At 41.8% G+C, this 18,615-nt stretch carries 15 protein-coding genes; 7 read left to right on the top strand and 8 right to left on the bottom strand.

Annotation, left to right across the window (positions count from 1 at the left end; translation table 11 throughout):
* Positions 1-52: 52 nt before the first annotated feature.
* Positions 53-289, bottom strand: coding sequence for a hypothetical protein (locus A6J60_RS01545; RefSeq protein WP_096064435.1), 237 nt, complete (start codon positions 287-289; stop codon positions 53-55).
* 502 nt (positions 290-791) lie between these two features.
* On the opposite strand from A6J60_RS01545, the gene A6J60_RS01540 reads away from it, so the two are divergent.
* Positions 792-1,148: a hypothetical protein gene (locus A6J60_RS01540; RefSeq protein ID WP_096064434.1), complete on the top strand. Its 357-nt coding sequence runs from the start codon at positions 792-794 to the stop codon at positions 1,146-1,148.
* 355 nt (positions 1,149-1,503) lie between these two features.
* Entirely contained in the window at positions 1,504-2,964 is a 1,461-nt protein-coding gene (nhaC, locus tag A6J60_RS01535; protein WP_096064433.1) for a Na+/H+ antiporter NhaC, read from the top strand.
* A gap of 301 nt (positions 2,965-3,265) precedes the next feature.
* Here nhaC and A6J60_RS01530 read toward each other — a convergent pair whose 3' ends face one another.
* Entirely contained in the window at positions 3,266-4,255 is a 990-nt protein-coding gene (locus A6J60_RS01530; RefSeq protein ID WP_096064432.1) for a glutathione S-transferase family protein, read from the bottom strand.
* Positions 4,256-4,674: 419 nt separating this feature from the next.
* Between A6J60_RS01530 and A6J60_RS01525 the strand changes: the two genes are divergently transcribed.
* Positions 4,675-6,279, top strand: a complete 1,605-nt coding sequence (locus tag A6J60_RS01525; RefSeq protein WP_227526021.1) for a sulfatase-like hydrolase/transferase — start codon at positions 4,675-4,677, stop codon at positions 6,277-6,279.
* Between the two features lie 238 nt (positions 6,280-6,517).
* Here the strand turns inward: A6J60_RS01525 and A6J60_RS01520 are convergent, their stop codons facing one another.
* A complete protein-coding gene (locus A6J60_RS01520) occupies positions 6,518-7,117 on the bottom strand; it encodes a PepSY domain-containing protein (RefSeq protein WP_096064430.1) in 600 nt (199 codons plus the stop codon).
* A gap of 289 nt (positions 7,118-7,406) precedes the next feature.
* On the opposite strand from A6J60_RS01520, the gene potA reads away from it, so the two are divergent.
* Genes potA through A6J60_RS01500 form a run of 4 tightly spaced genes read left to right on the top strand, consistent with a single transcriptional unit; the run spans position 7,407 to position 11,477 of the window.
* On the top strand, positions 7,407-8,648 hold the full coding sequence (gene potA / locus A6J60_RS01515; RefSeq protein WP_227526020.1) for a spermidine/putrescine ABC transporter ATP-binding protein PotA: 1,242 nt from the start codon (positions 7,407-7,409) through the stop codon (positions 8,646-8,648).
* On the top strand, positions 8,641-9,540 hold the full coding sequence (gene potB / locus A6J60_RS01510) for a spermidine/putrescine ABC transporter permease PotB (protein ID WP_096064429.1): 900 nt from the start codon (positions 8,641-8,643) through the stop codon (positions 9,538-9,540). The genes potA and potB overlap by 8 nt, the downstream gene beginning before the upstream one ends.
* Before the next feature lie 10 nt (positions 9,541-9,550).
* Positions 9,551-10,327, top strand: a complete 777-nt coding sequence (gene potC, locus A6J60_RS01505; protein ID WP_193778003.1) for a spermidine/putrescine ABC transporter permease PotC — start codon at positions 9,551-9,553, stop codon at positions 10,325-10,327.
* A gap of 10 nt (positions 10,328-10,337) precedes the next feature.
* Entirely contained in the window at positions 10,338-11,477 is a 1,140-nt protein-coding gene (locus tag A6J60_RS01500; RefSeq protein ID WP_096064428.1) for an ABC transporter substrate-binding protein, read from the top strand.
* Positions 11,478-11,552: 75 nt separating this feature from the next.
* On the opposite strand, the gene ggt is transcribed toward A6J60_RS01500, so the two are convergent.
* The 5 genes from ggt to A6J60_RS01475 form a co-directional block, all read right to left on the bottom strand.
* Positions 11,553-13,547, bottom strand: a complete 1,995-nt coding sequence (ggt, locus tag A6J60_RS01495) for a gamma-glutamyltransferase (RefSeq protein ID WP_264755561.1) — start codon at positions 13,545-13,547, stop codon at positions 11,553-11,555.
* A gap of 139 nt (positions 13,548-13,686) precedes the next feature.
* Entirely contained in the window at positions 13,687-14,568 is an 882-nt protein-coding gene (cysE, locus tag A6J60_RS01490) for a serine O-acetyltransferase (RefSeq protein WP_096064427.1), read from the bottom strand.
* Positions 14,569-14,701: 133 nt separating this feature from the next.
* Positions 14,702-15,547 (bottom strand): RNA methyltransferase, encoded by an 846-nt coding sequence (locus A6J60_RS01485; protein ID WP_413772372.1) that lies wholly within the window; start codon positions 15,545-15,547, stop codon positions 14,702-14,704.
* Between the two features lie 364 nt (positions 15,548-15,911).
* Positions 15,912-17,798: an amidohydrolase gene (locus A6J60_RS01480; protein ID WP_193778002.1), complete on the bottom strand. Its 1,887-nt coding sequence runs from the start codon at positions 17,796-17,798 to the stop codon at positions 15,912-15,914.
* 540 nt (positions 17,799-18,338) lie between these two features.
* Positions 18,339-18,566, bottom strand: a complete 228-nt coding sequence (locus tag A6J60_RS01475; protein ID WP_096064424.1) for a DUF1427 family protein — start codon at positions 18,564-18,566, stop codon at positions 18,339-18,341.
* Positions 18,567-18,615 lie beyond the last annotated feature (49 nt).

Raw genomic sequence — 18,615 nt, 5'->3', positions numbered from 1 at the left:
TTTAGTCAATCATGTCGTGATAAAAGTCTAACTTTGAATCTAACGATGCTGCTTAGTGGTGAAAGCTAAGCAGCATTTCTATATCACGTGCACTTAAGTTTCGTAGTAGCGCTTGATCTTCTACTGGCATGCGTTGCAGATTCTCTTTAATCATAGGGTATAAAGCGCGGGCAATATCCGTGGTGGCTGAATAATACAAAGTCGGGTCAGTCTTGATTAACTTTTGCAAATATTGCTGAATCAGTTGCTGTTGTCTTTGACGATCTAATTGAGGATTGTTGTTTTGCATTTTTTTCTCTTATTATTTAATCGGTGCAAAATAAGGTTTGTGGTTATATTAAGGTAGCTTCTTATTAATGTCGTTGCTTATCTCATAAACGACTTATTTCACACAATGTTGTTGTTATAGATGTTTATCTTCTTAATAGTTAGGTCATCAATAGCTATCTTAAAATCGATGACTTCTGGCTTTATTTACTTTTAGCTCCATTTATTAACTCATAGCTCCATTATAGATACACCTGTCTACAATTCCTATGATTAGTTTTTAATCATTGATTGCTATTAACTTCTACTCAGTATCGGTTCTGTTTTGATAATCAAGTCATGTCACTAGCTAAACACGTTAGTAGCAAAAAGACTACTATCCGTTACTTCTAATAAAGCCTATATAGCGGTTATAATTAACGATAACAACATTAAGTTTAATTTATTTAACCAATTATTACGCCACTTATTCAACACAAGCTGTTGATATTAGGGTATGTGATTTATTACAAAAGAGAACTGCAATGATTATTATTGAATTAAATGAAGGGCCTGAAACACTTGAAGATATCGAAAGAATTGCTCATAGATTGTGCGAGCATGATCAATTAGTCAGTGTTATGACTGAAGAGGAGCGTGAAGATTTAAAGAGCATCCTCAAGCCAACTTTGGCTGCCGATCATAATGAGCAAGAAAAGCGCGCGCATTGGGAGCATTTAATTAAAGATTTCCAGATGGAAGGTCCTCACGGCCAACAATTACGCTTCTATCGAGATGAAGATGCCCAGCGTTTATATTTTGGTGATGAGGAAGGGTTTGCCACAATTGAAAAGCTATCAGAAAATGAGAACCCAATTACCAAGAGTAATAGTCGCTTTTAAAGGTAAAAACTTTAAAAGTGAGTGATTGGATAAAAGATAGTTAGTTATTAAAAATAAAGTAAGTTTTAAGATAAAGCGGCCACTAGGCCGCTTTTTTACTTTTTAATTTCATTAATACTAAATTAAAACTTAAGTCATAAGTTTATAGAGTTCTAATTTCATATAATATTAAGTTTTAGAATAATTGAGGTTGATACTAGAAGATAAGTTTTTTTCAGCTCAAACTTGAAATCAATTTAATATTTTAATACCCTTAATATTTAATTTTATTTAACAGATGTTCTAATTAAATTGATGTTTTATATCGTCAAAGTAATTACTAACGGCGATAACGTTAAGGAGATATTATACTTTTATGATCAAAAAAAAGCCCTACGATCCTGAGGTAAAGGGCTATAGAGCCTCATCAAACTTCCTTCTAGATATCGCTCCTCTCGTACTGACCGCCATGATATTGATGGTTCAGTTCTTCATCTTCAAAGACTTCACTCCCCATATTCCCCTCGCTTGTGGTGTTCTGATTACTGCCGTATTTATGGCTGCGCGTGGTCGTAGCTGGGAAGGTATGGAATCTCGTTTTTTGCGAGTTATTAGAGTGGGCTTACCCGCTATTATCATTTTAATGGGCGTTGGTATGCTGGTTGGTTCATGGATTATTGCCGGTACGGTACCGACCATTTTATATTATGGTTTTGATATTTTTAGTCCGTCTTCATTTTTAGTCTCGGTATGTATTATTTGTGCCGTGATTTCGATTGCGACAGGTACTTCTTGGGGTACGATTGGTACGGTCGGTCTGGCCATGATGGGTATTGGTACTGGTCTGGGTTTACCTCCTGAGTTGACGGGCGGTGCGATTGTATCAGGTGCTTTTTTTGGTGATAAAATGTCGCCTCTGTCTGATACCACTAACTTAACGCCAGCATCGGCAGGTATTGAGCTTTGGGATCATATTAAGGGCTTACTGCCGACTACGGTGCCGGCATTAATCATTGCGCTGGGTTTGTATGCCTGGATTGGCTCAGGCTATAGCTCTGACGGGGTAGATATGTCGTCGGTGCAGCAGATGCAGCAGACATTAGCAGATAATTACATCATCAGCCTATGGACTTTATTGCCAGCGCTTGTGGTAGTTGGCGCTGCAGTAATGAAATTTCCAGCGATTCCAACCGTATTAATCGGTGTATTTGTGGCATCACTGATTGCGTTCTTTATGCAAGGCGTTGGCGTGCATGACATCTTTGTGGTGCTGCAAGATGGTTTCGTCAGTGAAACTGGGGTAGAAGTGGTCGATCAACTACTGACCAAAGGTGGCGTAATGTCGATGACTTGGGTTGTCACATTAACTATCTTTGCTCTGGCATTTGTGGGCTCACTTGAGCATTACGGTACCCTGAAAGCCATTATGGTAAAACTTAATAAAATTATTAAAACCCGTTTTGGATTGGTAGGTTCGACCTACGGTGTGGTCATCGGTGTTGGTACCATTATCGGTGATGTGTATACCACACTGGTGCTACCAGGCCGCTTATTAAAAGACAAATACAAGCAAATGGGCTTTAAACGCACGACGTTAACCCGCTCTATTGAAGACTGTGGTACGTTATTATCACCGCTTATTCCTTGGAATATGGGTGGTAGCTTCGTAGCAGCGACGCTTGGTGCAGCGACATTGACTTATGCACCCTATGCGTTTGTTTGTTGGATATCTCCACTAATCGGTTTGTTGTGGTTAGTCCTTAATAAGTTCATTCCTCGTGAAGAGCCGCAGAGAGTGGAAGCAATGGAGAATTTATTGCATCCGGATGCGCGTTAATAACTTAGAGATAATGACTTGTTAGATAACAAATAAGCATTATGCAAACTCTTAAATAATGAGCCATCAAAAAGCCACTCTCATTACGAGGGTGGCTTTTTTGATGGCATGTTTGTTCGGTAAAAAAACTCAGCTGTGCTGTCTGGAGGGCAGACACAGCTGAGTTGGATTCATTATTTTTATTATATTTTGTTTTATTGTCTTTTATTATTTTTAATGGTTTTTATTATATTAGCTTTGCTCTATTTACTAACTAAATAAGCAAGCTGGTTGTTATAGTTTTTATGATTAGCACTAGCATTTATTGCTGAGATAGCTTTTCACGGCCATGTGGCGTCATGAAATCAATCTCTGGGCCAACCGGTACAACTAGGGTTGGGTTGATGGTGTCATGGCTACCGTAATAATGGGTTTTGATATGGTCCATGTTCACGGTTTCAGCCACACCTGGCACTTGATACAAGTCACGTAAGTAGCCCCATAGGTTTGGATAGTCTACGATACGATTGATGTTACATTTGAAGTGACCAACATATACTGGGTCAAAGCGTACTAGGGTTGTGAATAAGCGCCAGTCTGCCTCAGTAATGGTATCACCGGTTAAGTAGCGGCGAGTTGATAAGCGTTCTTCAATTTTATCCAATGCTTCAAACAGGCTAACGACCGCTTCTTCATAAGCTTCTTGAGTGGTTGCAAAGCCTGATTTATACACGCCATTGTTGATATTTGGATAGATGTATTCGTTTAATTCATCAATTTCGCTACGTAACTCTTCAGGTAAAAAGTTCACGTCTTTGTTAGCGCCGACTTCATCAAATGCAGAGTTAAACATACGGATAATTTCTGATGATTCATTGCTAACGATGGTGTTGTTCTTTTTATCCCACAGCACAGGTACAGTGACACGGCCGGTATAATCTGATTTTGTTTTGGTGTAGATTTGATGCATGTAATCAGCGTTAAAGATTGGATCAGGAATAACACCATCACCTTCATTAAATGTCCAACCATGCTCATGCATTAAAGGATGCACAGCAGACACTGAAATCATGTCTTCTAGACCTTTTAGCTTACGATAAATAAGCGTACGGTGCGCCCAAGGACAGGCTAATGACACATAAAGATGATAACGATTAGGCTCTGCTTTAAAGCCGTCTGAACCGCTAGGACCTGCACTACCATCAACGGTCACCCAATTTCTAAAACGAGAAATATCACGTTGGAAGCGGCCGCCAGTTTCTGACGTGTCGTACCACTGGTCGTGCCATTTACCTTCAATTAATAGTCCCATTATCATCTCCTGTTGATGGTTAGATTTTGATTGTTTGATTTGTGATTGAATGAATTGAACCTATGATATCTGTCGAACCAATGATAATAAACAGAAGATTTAGCAATTAATTGTTCTATTTTTGATAACAATAATTCGGGTTTTGCAAGGTTTATAACCAATATTTGATGTATTCGATGATGCTGCTTCAACATAACACCTAAATATCTACACACACAGTGGTCAAACAATATGGTGCAATAAGATAAGACTTATAACATAAGACTGAGTCGTTAGTCGTTAAATACTAAAGCCACAAAGGTTAGAGCTACCAAAAAATAGCCACTAAAAACACAGCAAAGATAATCAAAATATAAAATACAGAGGGTGTTATGAATTAAGCTAAACAGTCACCACAAGCAAATAAGCCACACAATATTTTGTTTATTTTGACCGATCAAGAGCGATATCTGGATCCAGATAGTTTGCCTAAAGGTTATCGGTTACCAGGACGTGAGCGCCTTAAACAGAGAGGGGTCAGTTTTGATAATCATCAAATTACATCAGCGGTATGTACCTCATCGCGCTCGGTTATCTATACTGGCCAACACATACAGCAAACCAAACTGTTTGATAACGTCAACTTTCCTTGGTCCCAAGATTTAGATCCTAATATAGGTACCGTGGGGCAGTTATTATCTGAGGCGGGTTACTATGCGGCTTATAAAGGTAAATGGCATTTATCAAATTTAGGTAATCTCGACGAGCAAGCGTTACCAGATGCCAAGCTCACAGAGATACTCGAGTCTTATGGTTTTCACGATTATGTGGGCATTGGTGATGTCATTGGGATGGTGCACGGAGGCTGGATTAATGATGATCTAATCACTGCTCAAGCTCAACGTTGGCTGCGCGTGCGCGGTAAACCCTTAAATGAAGGGCAAACCCCTTGGTTTTTGGCAGTTAATTTGGTAAATCCGCACGATGTGATGTTTTTGGACACTGATGAGCCAGGCGAGCATGTGCAAGACACGCCTGCGCCATGGCTTGGGCTAAGTGCTGAGCCAGACACGCCATTTTACAAGCAGCAGTGGCAGTTTGAGTTACCAAATAGTCGCCATGAGCCGTTTGATAAGGCCTCACGTCCTGCAGCGCATCAGGAGTATCAACGTGCCCGTGACACACAGGTAGGCTCTTTCCCCAATGAAGACAGACGTTGGCAGCGCTTATTAAATTATTACTATAACTGTATCTTATCTACCGACCACAAAGTTGAAATCTTGTTAGACGAATTGCAGGACTTAGGCTTACTGGATAATACCATCGTGGTGCTAACCTCAGACCATGGAGAGCTTGGCGGCAGCCATGGCAATCATGGTAAAGGCGCGACCGCTTATCAAGAGCAAAATCATGTGCCGTTAGTTATTTCACATCCTGATTATGTGCAAACCCATGGCCAGCGCTGTAAGGCTTTGACATCACATCTGGACTTAGTGCCAAGCTTTGTGGCTTGGAGTGGGGCAGATGAGTCGACGACTCGGCGTTTATCGACTAACTTACGCGGCAAAACTTTGACCCCTTTATTACAAAAAGGCGAGCAAGCCAAGATCAACGAAATACGCGAGGGGGCGCTATATAGCTTTAATATGTTTGCCTATTTGGATTACCAGTTTATGCAGCGTGTGCAGCAGTTTGTGAATGCCGGTAGCAGTAGAAGTGAGATTGCTGCGCAAAATTTTCCTCAAGATTTGAGTAAGCGTGGTGCTATCCGCAGTGTGTTTGATGGACGTTATAAACTCAATCGTTATTTTTCACCGTTGCAGCACAATCAACCGCAAACCCTTGAGCAAATATTTGCCTATAATGATGTCGAGCTGTTTGATTTACATCAAGATCCTGATGAGATGCATAATCTGGCAGCAGATAGTGACAGCAATGTTGAATTGATAGTAACGATGAATGCTAAGCTTAATAGCTTGTTACAACAAGAGCTGGCAGGACCTGATGATGGCAGCTTTTTACCCAAAGGCGGCTCAGTAGGATAAAGCACTTTAATAAAGATTAATAAAGAAAAGCACTTTAATAAACAGTAGCTGCTTATCACAAGACATATCTTTTACAAGCCATGCTGTTCAAAAAGGCCATACCACAAAAAAGCAACCAATAACGAGGGTTACTGGTTGCTTATTAAACGCTAAATATAGGTTGGTCGTTATATAAGTTAGTCGTTAACGATTATCGACATTTATAGGGCCTGTATAAAGAGTAGCCTTATGGCGTTAATTAATCCAGTTTAGAGCTAATAATGTCACTACTATTGGCGTCAACTTTCACCTCATGCTCTTGATTATCGGCCATTAGTTTAATTTCATAAACGCCTTGATTGTTATCTAAATCAAAGCCTGCCCCAGTAACGGTAGACCCGGCGACACTATCAGCCGCTGTTTTGATGGCTTGCTCAAGATTAACAGATGCTTGTTGTAGCGCTTGATGCTCAGCTTGATCATCAGTATCCAAGCTTTTTTGGGTGACTTCAATAATGTCTGCGCTAATGGCGTTCAGTTTTATCTCATGCTTGAAATTATTAGCAATGACATCCACTTCGTATTCAGCTTGGGTGCCATTGTCATGGGTATCGAGTTCAACATCGATGACGTCACCAGATGTATTTTTAAGCGCTGCGGCAATGGCGTCTTCTATGCTAATAAACTGAGCAGTGGTAGCGGTAGCAGCCACCTCATTGGTGTCGATAGCAACTTGTTCAGTTGCCACCGGTTCGGTGTTAACTGCATCAGGAGTTTTGGCCTCCTCGTTGGGGTTACTACATCCTGCCAAGACAATAAGGGCTAGAGCAGCTGGGTTCATAAGACACGCGTTCTTCATTTTAAAACTCCTAATTTACAAATAGTTTTCTATATTAAAAATAGTTATTAATAGCGGTTATATTCAAGTTTTATGACATTATTTTACGCTTTGAGCGTTATTGAGTGCTGTAACTATTTGATAAATTAAGTAATGATTGTGCTAATTTTATCTGATGTATTGGTTTTTTTCTGCTGCTCCTGTACGATAGCAGCTTTTATCGTCACTATAGTTTTTGCTGATGTTGTCACACAAAAGCTATCTCTGTATTCGTTTATGTCTTCTTTATTTTTACAATGAGGCTGTTTCTATGTCGATTAATAATAGACCCTCCGTTAATGCAGCTGACAACGCATTAGATCCTAACGTTAAACTTCCTGATCATGCATCTATAGATTCATTAAAGGTCAATAGAACGCCTAGTAATTTAACTAGAAATCAGCCCGATGATAAGAAGTCATTGCTACGTATTCGTGGTATCAGTAAGTCCTATGATGATACACAGATTCTAAAAAGTATTGATTTGGACATTTATGATGGTGAGTTTTTGACTTTATTGGGGCCTTCAGGCTGTGGTAAGACCACGCTACTGCGTATGATTGGCGGTTTTGAAGTACCAGATACAGGCAGTATGACACTAGATGGCGTTGATATCACCGACCTGCCAGCAGAGAAACGCCCGATTAATACTGTGTTTCAGCAGTATGCATTATTTCCGCATATGAATGTGTTTGATAATATTGCTTATGGGCTAAAGTTAAAAAAAGTGCCTAAAGATGAGATCAAACAACGGGTGAAAGAAGCGTTGGCGATGGTGCAGCTCGAGCATACCATCAATCGAAGACCCCAAGATTTATCAGGTGGTCAGCAGCAGCGTATTGCTATTGCACGCGCTGTGGTTAATCGTCCTAAAATGCTATTACTTGATGAGCCATTATCGGCATTAGATGCCAAAATGCGGGTTCAAATGCAGTCAGAGCTTAAGCGTTTGCAGCGTGAACTTGGGATTACCTTCGTATTCGTTACCCACGACCAAGAAGAAGCGTTGTCGATGTCAGATCGCATTGCGGTAATGAAAGCTGGCGAGTTTCAGCAAATTGATAGCCCTATTGGTATTTATGAGTCTCCAGCTAACTTATTCACGGCGAACTTTATTGGCGAGACCAACTTGTTCAAAGGTCGAGTGCTTGAAATTAATGACAAGCGCATCAAGGTTGAGGTCACAGAACAAAAAGACGGCTTCCATCCGGTACGCGACTTACCACGTCCTAAGTTTGAAGTAAAAGTGGGGCAAAGTATCAATTTGCTTCTACGTCCTGAAGACATCCGCGTTTATTATCTAAACGAAGGTCATGATGGTTTAGTAGGTTACGTGATTGACAGTGCCTATAAAGGCAGTACGTTAGACTCTGTGATTGAGCTTGAAAATGGCAATATGGTTAAAGCATCTGAGTACTTTAATGAAGATGATCCTAATTTTAACTATAAGCTTGGCCAGGAAGTCCGTGTAGACTGGGTCGATGGTTGGGAGTGGATATTACCAGATGAATAAGTCAGATCAGAATAAACAGCCTAAACATCATCAAAGTGGGCGTCTGTTTCAGCGGGTAACGGTGTTTATCATTTGGGCTTGGCTGATTATATTTGCCTTGATTCCTAATATCTTGGTAGTGCTTGCCAGCTTTTTGACCCGTGATGAAGACACCTTTTTGGAATTACCATTGACGGTTGAAAGCTACTTACGCTTTATCGATCCTTTGTATGTCAAAGTGTTTATGCATTCGTTGAGTATGGCAGCGATAACTACTTTGATTTGCCTTATTTTGGGATATCCTTTTGCGTGGTTGGTCAGCCGGGTGTCAAAAAAATGGCAGTCATTTTTGATGTTGCTATTAATCATACCTTTTTGGACCAATTCTTTAGTGCGCTTATATGCAGTTAAGTTAATTATTGCCGCCAATGGTCTATTAAGTTCAGCCTTGATTGGTATGGGACTTATTGATGAGCCATTACAAATTTTATATACCCAAAAAGCAGTGATTGGTGGATTGGTTTATCTGTTATTCCCGTTTATGGTACTGCCTTTGTATGCGGTATTTACCGATATGCGCGATGATATTGTGTTGGCATCAAAGGACTTGGGCGCCAATAAGTTTCAGACCTTTTGGCACATCATACTGCCATTAACCACACCGGGTATCATCTCAGGTGTGTTATTGGTGTTACTGCCAGCGATGGGTATGTTCTACGTGGCAGACATCTTGGGCGGTTCGCGTAACTTATTGGTCGGTAATATTATCAAGTCGCAATTCTTAGATGCGCGTGATTGGCCATTTGGGGCGGCAGCAAGCGTATTGTTGACGGTGACCATGGCGATATTAATCGCGGCTTACTACGCCAGCAGTAAACGTATCGGCAAAACCGATCATAATGAAGTGGCTTAAGGGGGTGAGTATGAGTAATACAATGAAGTGGCTTTCTCGCCTTTATTTAACCCTTATCTACCTAGTGCTGTTTGCACCCATCTTAGTGATGGTGGTGTTTTCATTTAACGCCTCGAAAGTGGGTTATACCTGGGGCGGCTTTAGCTTTAATTGGTACCATGAGCTGTTTAATAATGAGGCAATGATACAAGCCGCCATGAATTCAGTATTACTGGCAGTTGTGGCGGCAACGGTAACCACTGTTATCGGTAGCCTGACCGCTTTATCATTTCAACGTTATGACTTTAAAGGTAAAAGCGTACTGCAAAGCTTACTGTTTGTGCTAATGATGTCGCCTGAGATTGTATTGGCAATTTCACTGTTGGCGCTGTTTTTGATGATTGGTATTGAGCTTGGGTTTGTGACTTTATTATTAGCGCACATTACCTTCTGTTTACCTTTCGTGGTGATTACGGTATCGGCTCGATTGGCGAGCTTAGACAATAGTATTTTAGAAGCGGCTCGTGACCTAGGAGCCAGTGAATTTACCATGATACGTACTGTTTTATTACCAACCATCATGCCGGCAGTGCTGGCAGGTTGGGTATTGGCGTTTACGTTATCGCTCGATGATGTGGTGGTGTCTACCTTTAATACCGGTGCAAGTTTTGAGATTTTGCCGTTACAAATTTATTCTATGGTTCGTGTTGGGGTGAAGCCAGAGGTTAATGCGGTAGGCACTATCTTATTGGCCATATCACTGATTGGCTTGGTCATCTCACAGCTGTTGTTGCTCAGAAAACGTTAAGGATATTGTTATGTCAAACACTAAGTTTCTCACTCGCCGACGTTTTTTGGAAATAACAGGGGCCGGGTTGGCTGCGTTATCAGGCGTGGGTGCGCTTAGCGGCTGTCAGCCAACAGGCTCATCTAATGAGACAGACGATGCTGAATCTGCTACGGTTAATACGGATGGCAAAAATGTAGTCAAGGTCTATAACTGGACCGAATACATTTCCGACGATGTGCTAGAAGCCTTTACTGAAGAAACGGGTATTGAGGTGATATACAGCACCTTTGACTCCAATGAGGCGATGTATGCCAAGTTAAAGCTGATGAACAATCGTGGTGATTACGACATTATTTTCCCAAGTACCGACTTCGTGGATAAGATGCGTAAAGAGGGCATGTTAGAGCAGATTGATCACAGTAAACTGTCTAACTTTAAGCATCTTGGTAAGGCATTTTTGGATGCCAATTTTGACCCAGAAAATAAATTTAGTATTCCTTACTTGTGGGGCTCATCAGGTATCGCGGTCAATAAAAACAGAGTGGATATTGATAGCATACGTTCATGGAATGATTTGTGGCTTCCAGAGTTTGAAGGTCGAGTGATGCTGATGAATGACATGCGTGATGTGTTTATCATTGGGCTGTTGGTACTGGGTTATCCAGTCATGACCGAAGACCCGCAGCACATCAAAGAGTCGTATCAGATCTTATCGAAGATGATGCCAAACGTACGTACCTTTAACTCAGATGCGCCGCGTATGCCTTTCATCGAAGGGGAGACCTATTTAGGTATGGCTTGGAATGGCGAGGTCATTATGGCTCAAGACCAGGGCATGCCAGAACTTGATTTTGTCTATCCAAAAGAAGGCGCAATTATGTGGATGGATAACATGTGCATTCCAAAAAATGCCAAAAATCGCGACAATGCGCATGCGTTTATCGACTTTATCTTACGTCCTGAAAACTCGGCTATTATCAGTGAAGAAATTGGTTATGGTTCACCGAGTGAAGCAGCCAAAGATTTGCTACCGCCTGAAATTGCCAATGATCAGATTATTTATCCGCCAGAAGAGTTACTTTCACTTGCGACTTTCCGTGGCGATGTCAGCGACTCTACTATGGCGCTGTATCAGAAGTATTGGGATAGACTGAAAGTCGATATGTAGACGTGACCTCTGTGCCTTTATCACCTACATATCTAACTTATGAAATCTAGCAGCTAAGTTAATAAAAGTTCTAGCTTAATAACCGACTACTGCAGAATCAGTACGTCTTGGGTCTGATGACCCATATAAGCCTTGTGGGGTCAACATAATCGACTGTGTTGATCCCATTGCTGCTTTTGGAGAGACCTTATGGCCCATCGACTCGAGCTTGTTTATGGTGTCAATATTTAGCGACTTCTCGATACGAATCTCATCAGGCATCCACTGATCATGAATACGCGGTGCATGAGTGGCCTCAGCAATATTCATATCATGGTCAATCACGTTAGAGATAATCTGAGTCACTGTGGTGATAATTCGACTGCCACCTGGGCTGCCAGTGACGATATAAGGTTTATCATCTTTAAATACGATGGTTGGGCTCATTGAAGACAGCGGACGCTTGCCAGCTGCGACTGCATTAGCTTCATTACCCAGTAGTCCATAAGCATTGGCAACACCAGCTTTGGCTGAGAAGTCATCCATCTCATTGTTTAACAAAATCCCTGTGCCTTCAGCGACTAGACCGGTACCGTAAGAGAAGTTTAAGGTATAGGTATTGGCTACCGCATTTCCTTGCTTATCGACAATTGAAAAATGAGTGGTCTCATTGCTTTCATAAGGCAGAGGGTTGTTTGGCTTTACTAAGCTGGCGGGCGTTGCTTTATTAGGATCAATGCTTTTACGCAGCTCTTGCGCATACGCTTTGGCTGTAATACCAGCTAAGGGCACCTCGACGAAGTCGGCATCACCTAAGTATTCAGAACGATCTGCATAAGCCAACTGCATTGCTTCGGACATCAAATGTATGGTCTGGGCACTGTTATGGCCATATTCTTTTAGAGGATAGCCTTCTAAGATATTAAGAATCTGAATAATGTGAGCGCCACCAGAGGAGGGTGGTGGCATAGAGGTAATCTTATAGCCACGATAAGTTCCGGTAACAGGCTCACGAATAAGGGCTTGATAGTCTGCCAAGTCTTGCATACTCATAATACCGCCGGCTTCGTTGACCGCTTTAACAATATTTTGTGCGGTTTTGCCAGTATAAAACCCAGCCGCGCCTTGTTGAGCGATGCGCTTTAATGAGATGGCAAGCTCTGGTTGATATAAACGCTCGCCAACTTGGTAAGGGCTACCATCGGCTTTAAAGAAGATTTTGGCAGAGCTCGGCCATTTCTTTAATCTGTCCTCAAGAGAGATAAGCGACTCGGCCAGACCAGGGGTTACTTCAATACCATTTTCAGCCAAATCTATCGCGGGCGCCATGACTTGTGCTAAAGGCATGCTGCCGTAGTTTTCAAGCGCTGTTACCAATCCAGCGACTGTACCTGGAACACCGACCGCTAGACCATGAAAGCGTGATAGCTCTTTTACCGCATTGCCATCATCATCCAGATACATGTCCTTTTCAGCTTGCAATGGCGCTTTTTCACGATAATCTAGGGCAACGGTTTTGCCGGTGTTAGCATCATAAATCATCATAAAGCCGCCACCGCCAATATTACCCGCTCGCGGCAGAGTAACCGCAAGCGCAAAGCCCACAGCAACTGCCGCATCAACCGCATTACCACCTTGTTCTAATATTTGTAGACCAATATTTGAGGCCAACGCTTCTTGAGTCGCTACCATGCCATTTTTAGCCCATAACGGATGATGAATGGCATCAGCAGAGAAGATGGCTTGCTCGTTGGCTTGGCTATTGGTGTTGACTGTTGTGCTTTGAGAACTACTGCCGCTTGATGGGTTGCGTAAAGCCTTAATGGTTTTGTTTTCAGAGATTTCTAATGCTTTGATAGTATCTGTATTTAACGGCGTTGACGTTGTAGCCGACACTGCTGAGTTTTGAGTAGGCGTATTTTGATCAATTGCATAAGTAGCTTGTGTACCGACCAGCATTAGCGCTGACATGCCAAGCAATGAAGCTGCCAAGCGTTTAGGTGTATGTTTATTAATAGGATTTATATTACTTAGGATACTGGCTTTTAAAACAGTATTTTGCTTAACCGAGCGCTTTGGTGAGGTTTTCATGATTATCAGTCCTTTGATAGTTGTTATTTTTGATTGTTAGTTTGAATGCTAATTTTTTTGCTTACTGCTAATAATAAGCCGAAAATCTATCAGACTTTCGGCTTATAGGGTTAAAGATACTGCTGTTTAAACGAGAGAACTAGTTACTAATAATATCTAACTCTTCGGCAGATAACACCTTGCTGTCCGTATCTGATGGTTTAAAGCTAGGATCTAGCTTGCTAAGCGCTTGCTGTAGCTCGCTGATACGCTTCTCAGATTGCTGAATGTGATTTAAGATTTTAGTAAAAGCTTCTGCAACTGGGTCTTCAGAATCAGGGTTTAAGCCATAAGCACTAAAGTCGACCTTTTCAGTAAGTGGTGTGCGCTTGCTGTCTAATCGGCGGGTCACATTGTCTGGGCATGGAGATTCATCAGAGTCTTTGGTTGCCTGATTGGCTTGATTTGAAGATTGCGCCGCATTGGACTCCGTCTCTTCAGGGGCTTTGCCGATCATACGTGCTGCGCTACCGACCATTGTGGCTTCTTCAGGCACTGGTTTTACCACGACCGCATTTGAGCCAATTTTGGCATTTTTACCAACGGTAAAAGGACCCAATACTTTGGCGCCGGCACCAACAATTACCCCGTCTTCTAATGTCGGGTGACGCTTGCCTTGACCAAGTGAAACACCGCCAAGGGTAACACCGTGATATAAGGTAACGTCATCACCAATTTTGGCAGTTTCACCGATGACCACACCCATACCGTGATCGATAAAGAAACGACGACCAATTTGGGCTGCAGGGTGAATCTCAATACCGGTAATCATACGTGAGCCATAAGAGAGCGCACGGGCACTAAATTTACAGTCTTTATTCCATAAGTAATGGGCGCCGCGATGCAGGATAAGCGCGTGAATACCAGGGTAGGTCAGTAATACCTCAACACTGTTGCGCGCTGCAGGATCACGATTGAATACCGCAGCGATGTCTTCTTGTAATGAGGCTTTGGCGTTACGAAGGGCTTTAATGAGTCTCATGGCATTATCTTATGGTTTTAGTGAGTGTTTGATGACTTAATTTATCGTCTGCTTATTAGGTTGTGTTTTATATTAGGTTAGTCGGTTAGATTGAATCTGGAATTGTTATGTTAATCAGCACTGACGATTCATTTTAGAGTTTCAACATGATTTTGGCAATAATCGCATTGAGTAGCTCATATTCTTTTTGATCTAGCTGTAGTCGCGACAGCAGTCGTGACAGACGACTGGGTAAGTCTCTTAGCTTATCTGTTTGAGTGTCTTCAAGCAACTGCAACTGATACATTAGTTCAATAATACGTAATTGTAATTTAAGCTTTTGCTCGTGACTGATGGCGGGACTGTCCCAAATTTGGCGCAGCATAACTGGCATCAGTAAGTTCTCACTATTCAAGTCGTTATCTAAGTCACTATTTAAGTCATTATCTAATGCCTGGTTATAAATGGCTTGATTACTATCATCTGTGTTATTAATTTCGTTAGTATTGGTTAAGCCTTGCGGTTGTTGACTGTGTTGTAAAAAGCGACTGTAGAAAAAACTGGCAATGACTTGCACCGCAGAGGCCACGTTTAGCACAGGGTAGTCAGGGTTGGCATCTATCTGAATATGATAATCAGCCAAAGCCAATTCATCATTGGTGAGCCCTCGATCTTCACGGCCAAATAAAATGGCAACCTTGGTGTCGTGAGTGGGTCTAGCTAACACAAGTTTCGCCGCTTGATCTGGCGTAACCACCGGTCTTGGGATGTGACGTTGACGGCTACTGGCAGCAAATACCAGCTGACAATCGGCAGTGGCTTGTTCTAAATTATCAACTATGCGGCAGTTGTTTAACACACTTTGTGCGCCTGCTGCATGCGACACGCTTTCATCATCAATGGGATGCTTGGGTGCAACGACGACTAAATCGGTTAAGCCCATGGTCAGCATAGCACGAGCTGCAGAGCCGATATTGGCTGGCAGGGTCGTATTAATCATCACGATACGCACTTGTGCTAGGCGCTGTCTTAAGCTTTGGTCATGATGGCTATTATCAAGCGCATCAATATTATCAATGTTATCGACACTATCGGAGTTAGAGTTATTGTGCGGTGCAGGCGTGTTTTGTTGAGTTGGCATAGGGCTACGATTATCGCTTATGGTAGATACAATTTATCTTACTATATTACTATTTTATGACGCCTAGTGTATCAACTTTAAGCCCTATTTAGCACAATAATCGTCAAGCACAAAAAAGAGCCCGCTGAATCAATCAACGGGCTCTTTTTGTCGTATTAACTTAAGCTTATAGTGTTAACTTAAACAGCTTAAGTTAAATGGTGTTCTTGTTAACTTGCGAGACTTATACTGCCCAGCAAGAGCAACCGAAGGCACCAAAGAAGTCTTTCATGCTTGATACAGGGGCATTAGACTTCCATGCTTTGGCATGGTTGTGACCATGCACAGCACATGCGCTTGAGCAACCGCATGATGCAGCCATAGCAGCACCTTGTGGCGCTAATGAATTCTTACCTGCGCCTTCTGGGTCGCCCCAAGCAGCGTAGCCGCCATACTGGTTAACTGGTGACCAATCTGGCATTGCTGGAGGTAGTGGGCTGTCAAAGTCTGAGAACTCGCCAGCACCAAATACAGGCTTACCGCCAACTACAGTTAGGTCAGAAGTTAGGTATGGGATTTCATTTTCTGGTACCGCAAAGAAGTCTTTATTAGGTACGATGAAGTCAGCTAAATGACCTTCTTCGATACGACCACGTTTGCCTTCTTCGTTAGTGAACCATGCAACATTTTCAGTCCACATACGTAGTGCAGTTTCGCGATCTAAAAGGTTGTCTTGATCATATAGCTGCATACCGCCAACCGTTTGACCACTGATCAACCATGATAGAGATACCCATGGGTTGTAAGATGCAACACGGGTCGCGTCAGTACCGGCAGATACTTTAACACCACTGTCTAGCATTTGCTTAACAGGCGGTGTGTTTGAAGCAGCTGCTGTACCATAACGTTCAGCGAAGTATTCGCCTTGATATGCCATACGATGCTGTACCGCGATACCACCGCCTAGCTCAGCAATACGGTCAATACTCTTTTGAGAGATGGTTTCAGCATGGTCAAAGAACCAGTTTAAACCTTCAAATGGAATGTCTTGTGCAACTTTTTCATAAACGTTTAACGCACGCTCGATGGTTTCATCATAGGTTGCGTGTAAGCGCCATGGCCATTTGTTTTGAGCCAAGATGCGAATCACTTCTTCAAGATCTTCTTCCATGTTGGCTGGCATTTCAGGACGTGGCTGACGGAAGTCTTCGAAGTCAGCTGCTGAGTAAACCAACATTTCACCGGCACCATTGTGGCGGAAGTAGTCATCACCTTGTTTGTAAGTAACTGAAGAAGTCCAGTTTAAGAAGTCTTCTTTTTCTTCATTTGGTTTTTGCGTAAATAAGTTATACGCCATACGAACGGTTAGCTGATCTTCATCATGCAGCTTTTGAACCACTTCGTAGTCATCAGGATAGTTCTGTGAACCACCACCAGCGTCAATAATACCAGTCACACCTAAGCGGTTTAGCTCACGCATAAAATGACGAGTAGAGTTTAGCTGATAATCAAATGGAAGTTTTGGACCTTTAGCAAGCGTTGCATATAAGATGCTTGCGTTTGGTTTCGCTAATAATAGACCAGTTGGGTTACCATTGGCATCACGTTGGATTTCGCCACCTGGTGGTTCTGGTGTTTCTTTGGTATAACCAACAGCACGTAGCGCCGCTGCGTTTAGTAACGCACGGTCATATAAATGTAGGATGAAAACAGGAGTGTCAGGTGCAACCGCGTTTAGCTCGTCGATTGTTGGCAGACGCTTTTCAGCGAATTGGTTTTCAGTGAAACCACCAACCACGCGTACCCACTGTGGTGCAGGAGTTTTGTCTACTTGGTCTTTTAGCATTGCCATCGCATCAGCTAATGAGCGAACACCGTCCCAGCGTAGTTCCATGTTGTAGTTTAGGCCACCACGTATGACGTGTGTATGGTTATCAAATAGACCTGGAATGACACTACGACCTTTTAAGTTGATAGACTTTGTATCCGAACCGGCTAGATCGAGTACTTCAGAGTCGTTACCTACTTTTACGAAGCGTCCATCTTTAATGGCAACGGCTGTGGCTTCTGGGTTAGATCGATCGAGTGTGGTTATTTTACCGTTATAATAAATAATGTCGGGAGTTGTCATAATTATTATCCTATTGAAATGAGAGTAAAAAATTTTAGCTAACGATTTTCAGGACGTTTGGACTATTACGGGTAATAACCTTCATTAGCTTATCTAGCATCTTGCTTAGTTATTTTGACTGTGTTGGCTATTAGTTAGGCCAACTAGTGCGGTTTATCAACCATCTAAAATCCTATAGGAGAAAACAGGACACGACAAGAGCAAAAGATAATGCTGTTACACAATAATATGAATCATATACAAAGCCTCTATGCTAATAACTTTTGTTAATAAACCAACTTGTATTATTTATTAAAAATACAAGAAAAAATGAAGCTATGCCCAATGAAGTTCATTAAAAAAAGATGGCATATCGAGAAACTTTTACTTATACAACAATAACTTAACTAATCATTTAAATAACCTGTTATCTGTTAAAACAAGTCTTAATTAAATTATTAATTTCAACTTCCTGTATCGTTATAAATTTCCTATAAAACGAACCTATACAACTTCTGTATATGCTATAAAACTGAGCATATAACTAAGCCATATCAACAGCTACTGGTTATTTGTGTCTTCTTGAGTACCTGTCGTTTCAATCTGACTCACTTGAGTTCCGTTATTGAAAAAATGCTGTTTTACATAAGGAATGGCTTGCTCGCCAATCAGCATACCTAATAGACCGACTAGCGCCCAAGTCGGAGGGGCAGGAGATCTTACGTTAAGTAAGTTGTAAAGAACGCCAACTATAATGCCAACAATTAGTGATGCAATATAAATTCTCATAATTTATATACTCTTTAGGTGAAAAGAAGAAAGGATTAATCAAGTAGAG

Origin of the sequence: Psychrobacter sp. FDAARGOS_221 (assembly GCF_002313155.2) — a bacterium.
Classification (GTDB): Bacteria; Pseudomonadota; Gammaproteobacteria; order Pseudomonadales; family Moraxellaceae; genus Psychrobacter.
The sequence above is the reverse complement of the archived record's forward strand: the minus strand, read 5'-3'. Positions and strand labels throughout refer to the sequence as shown.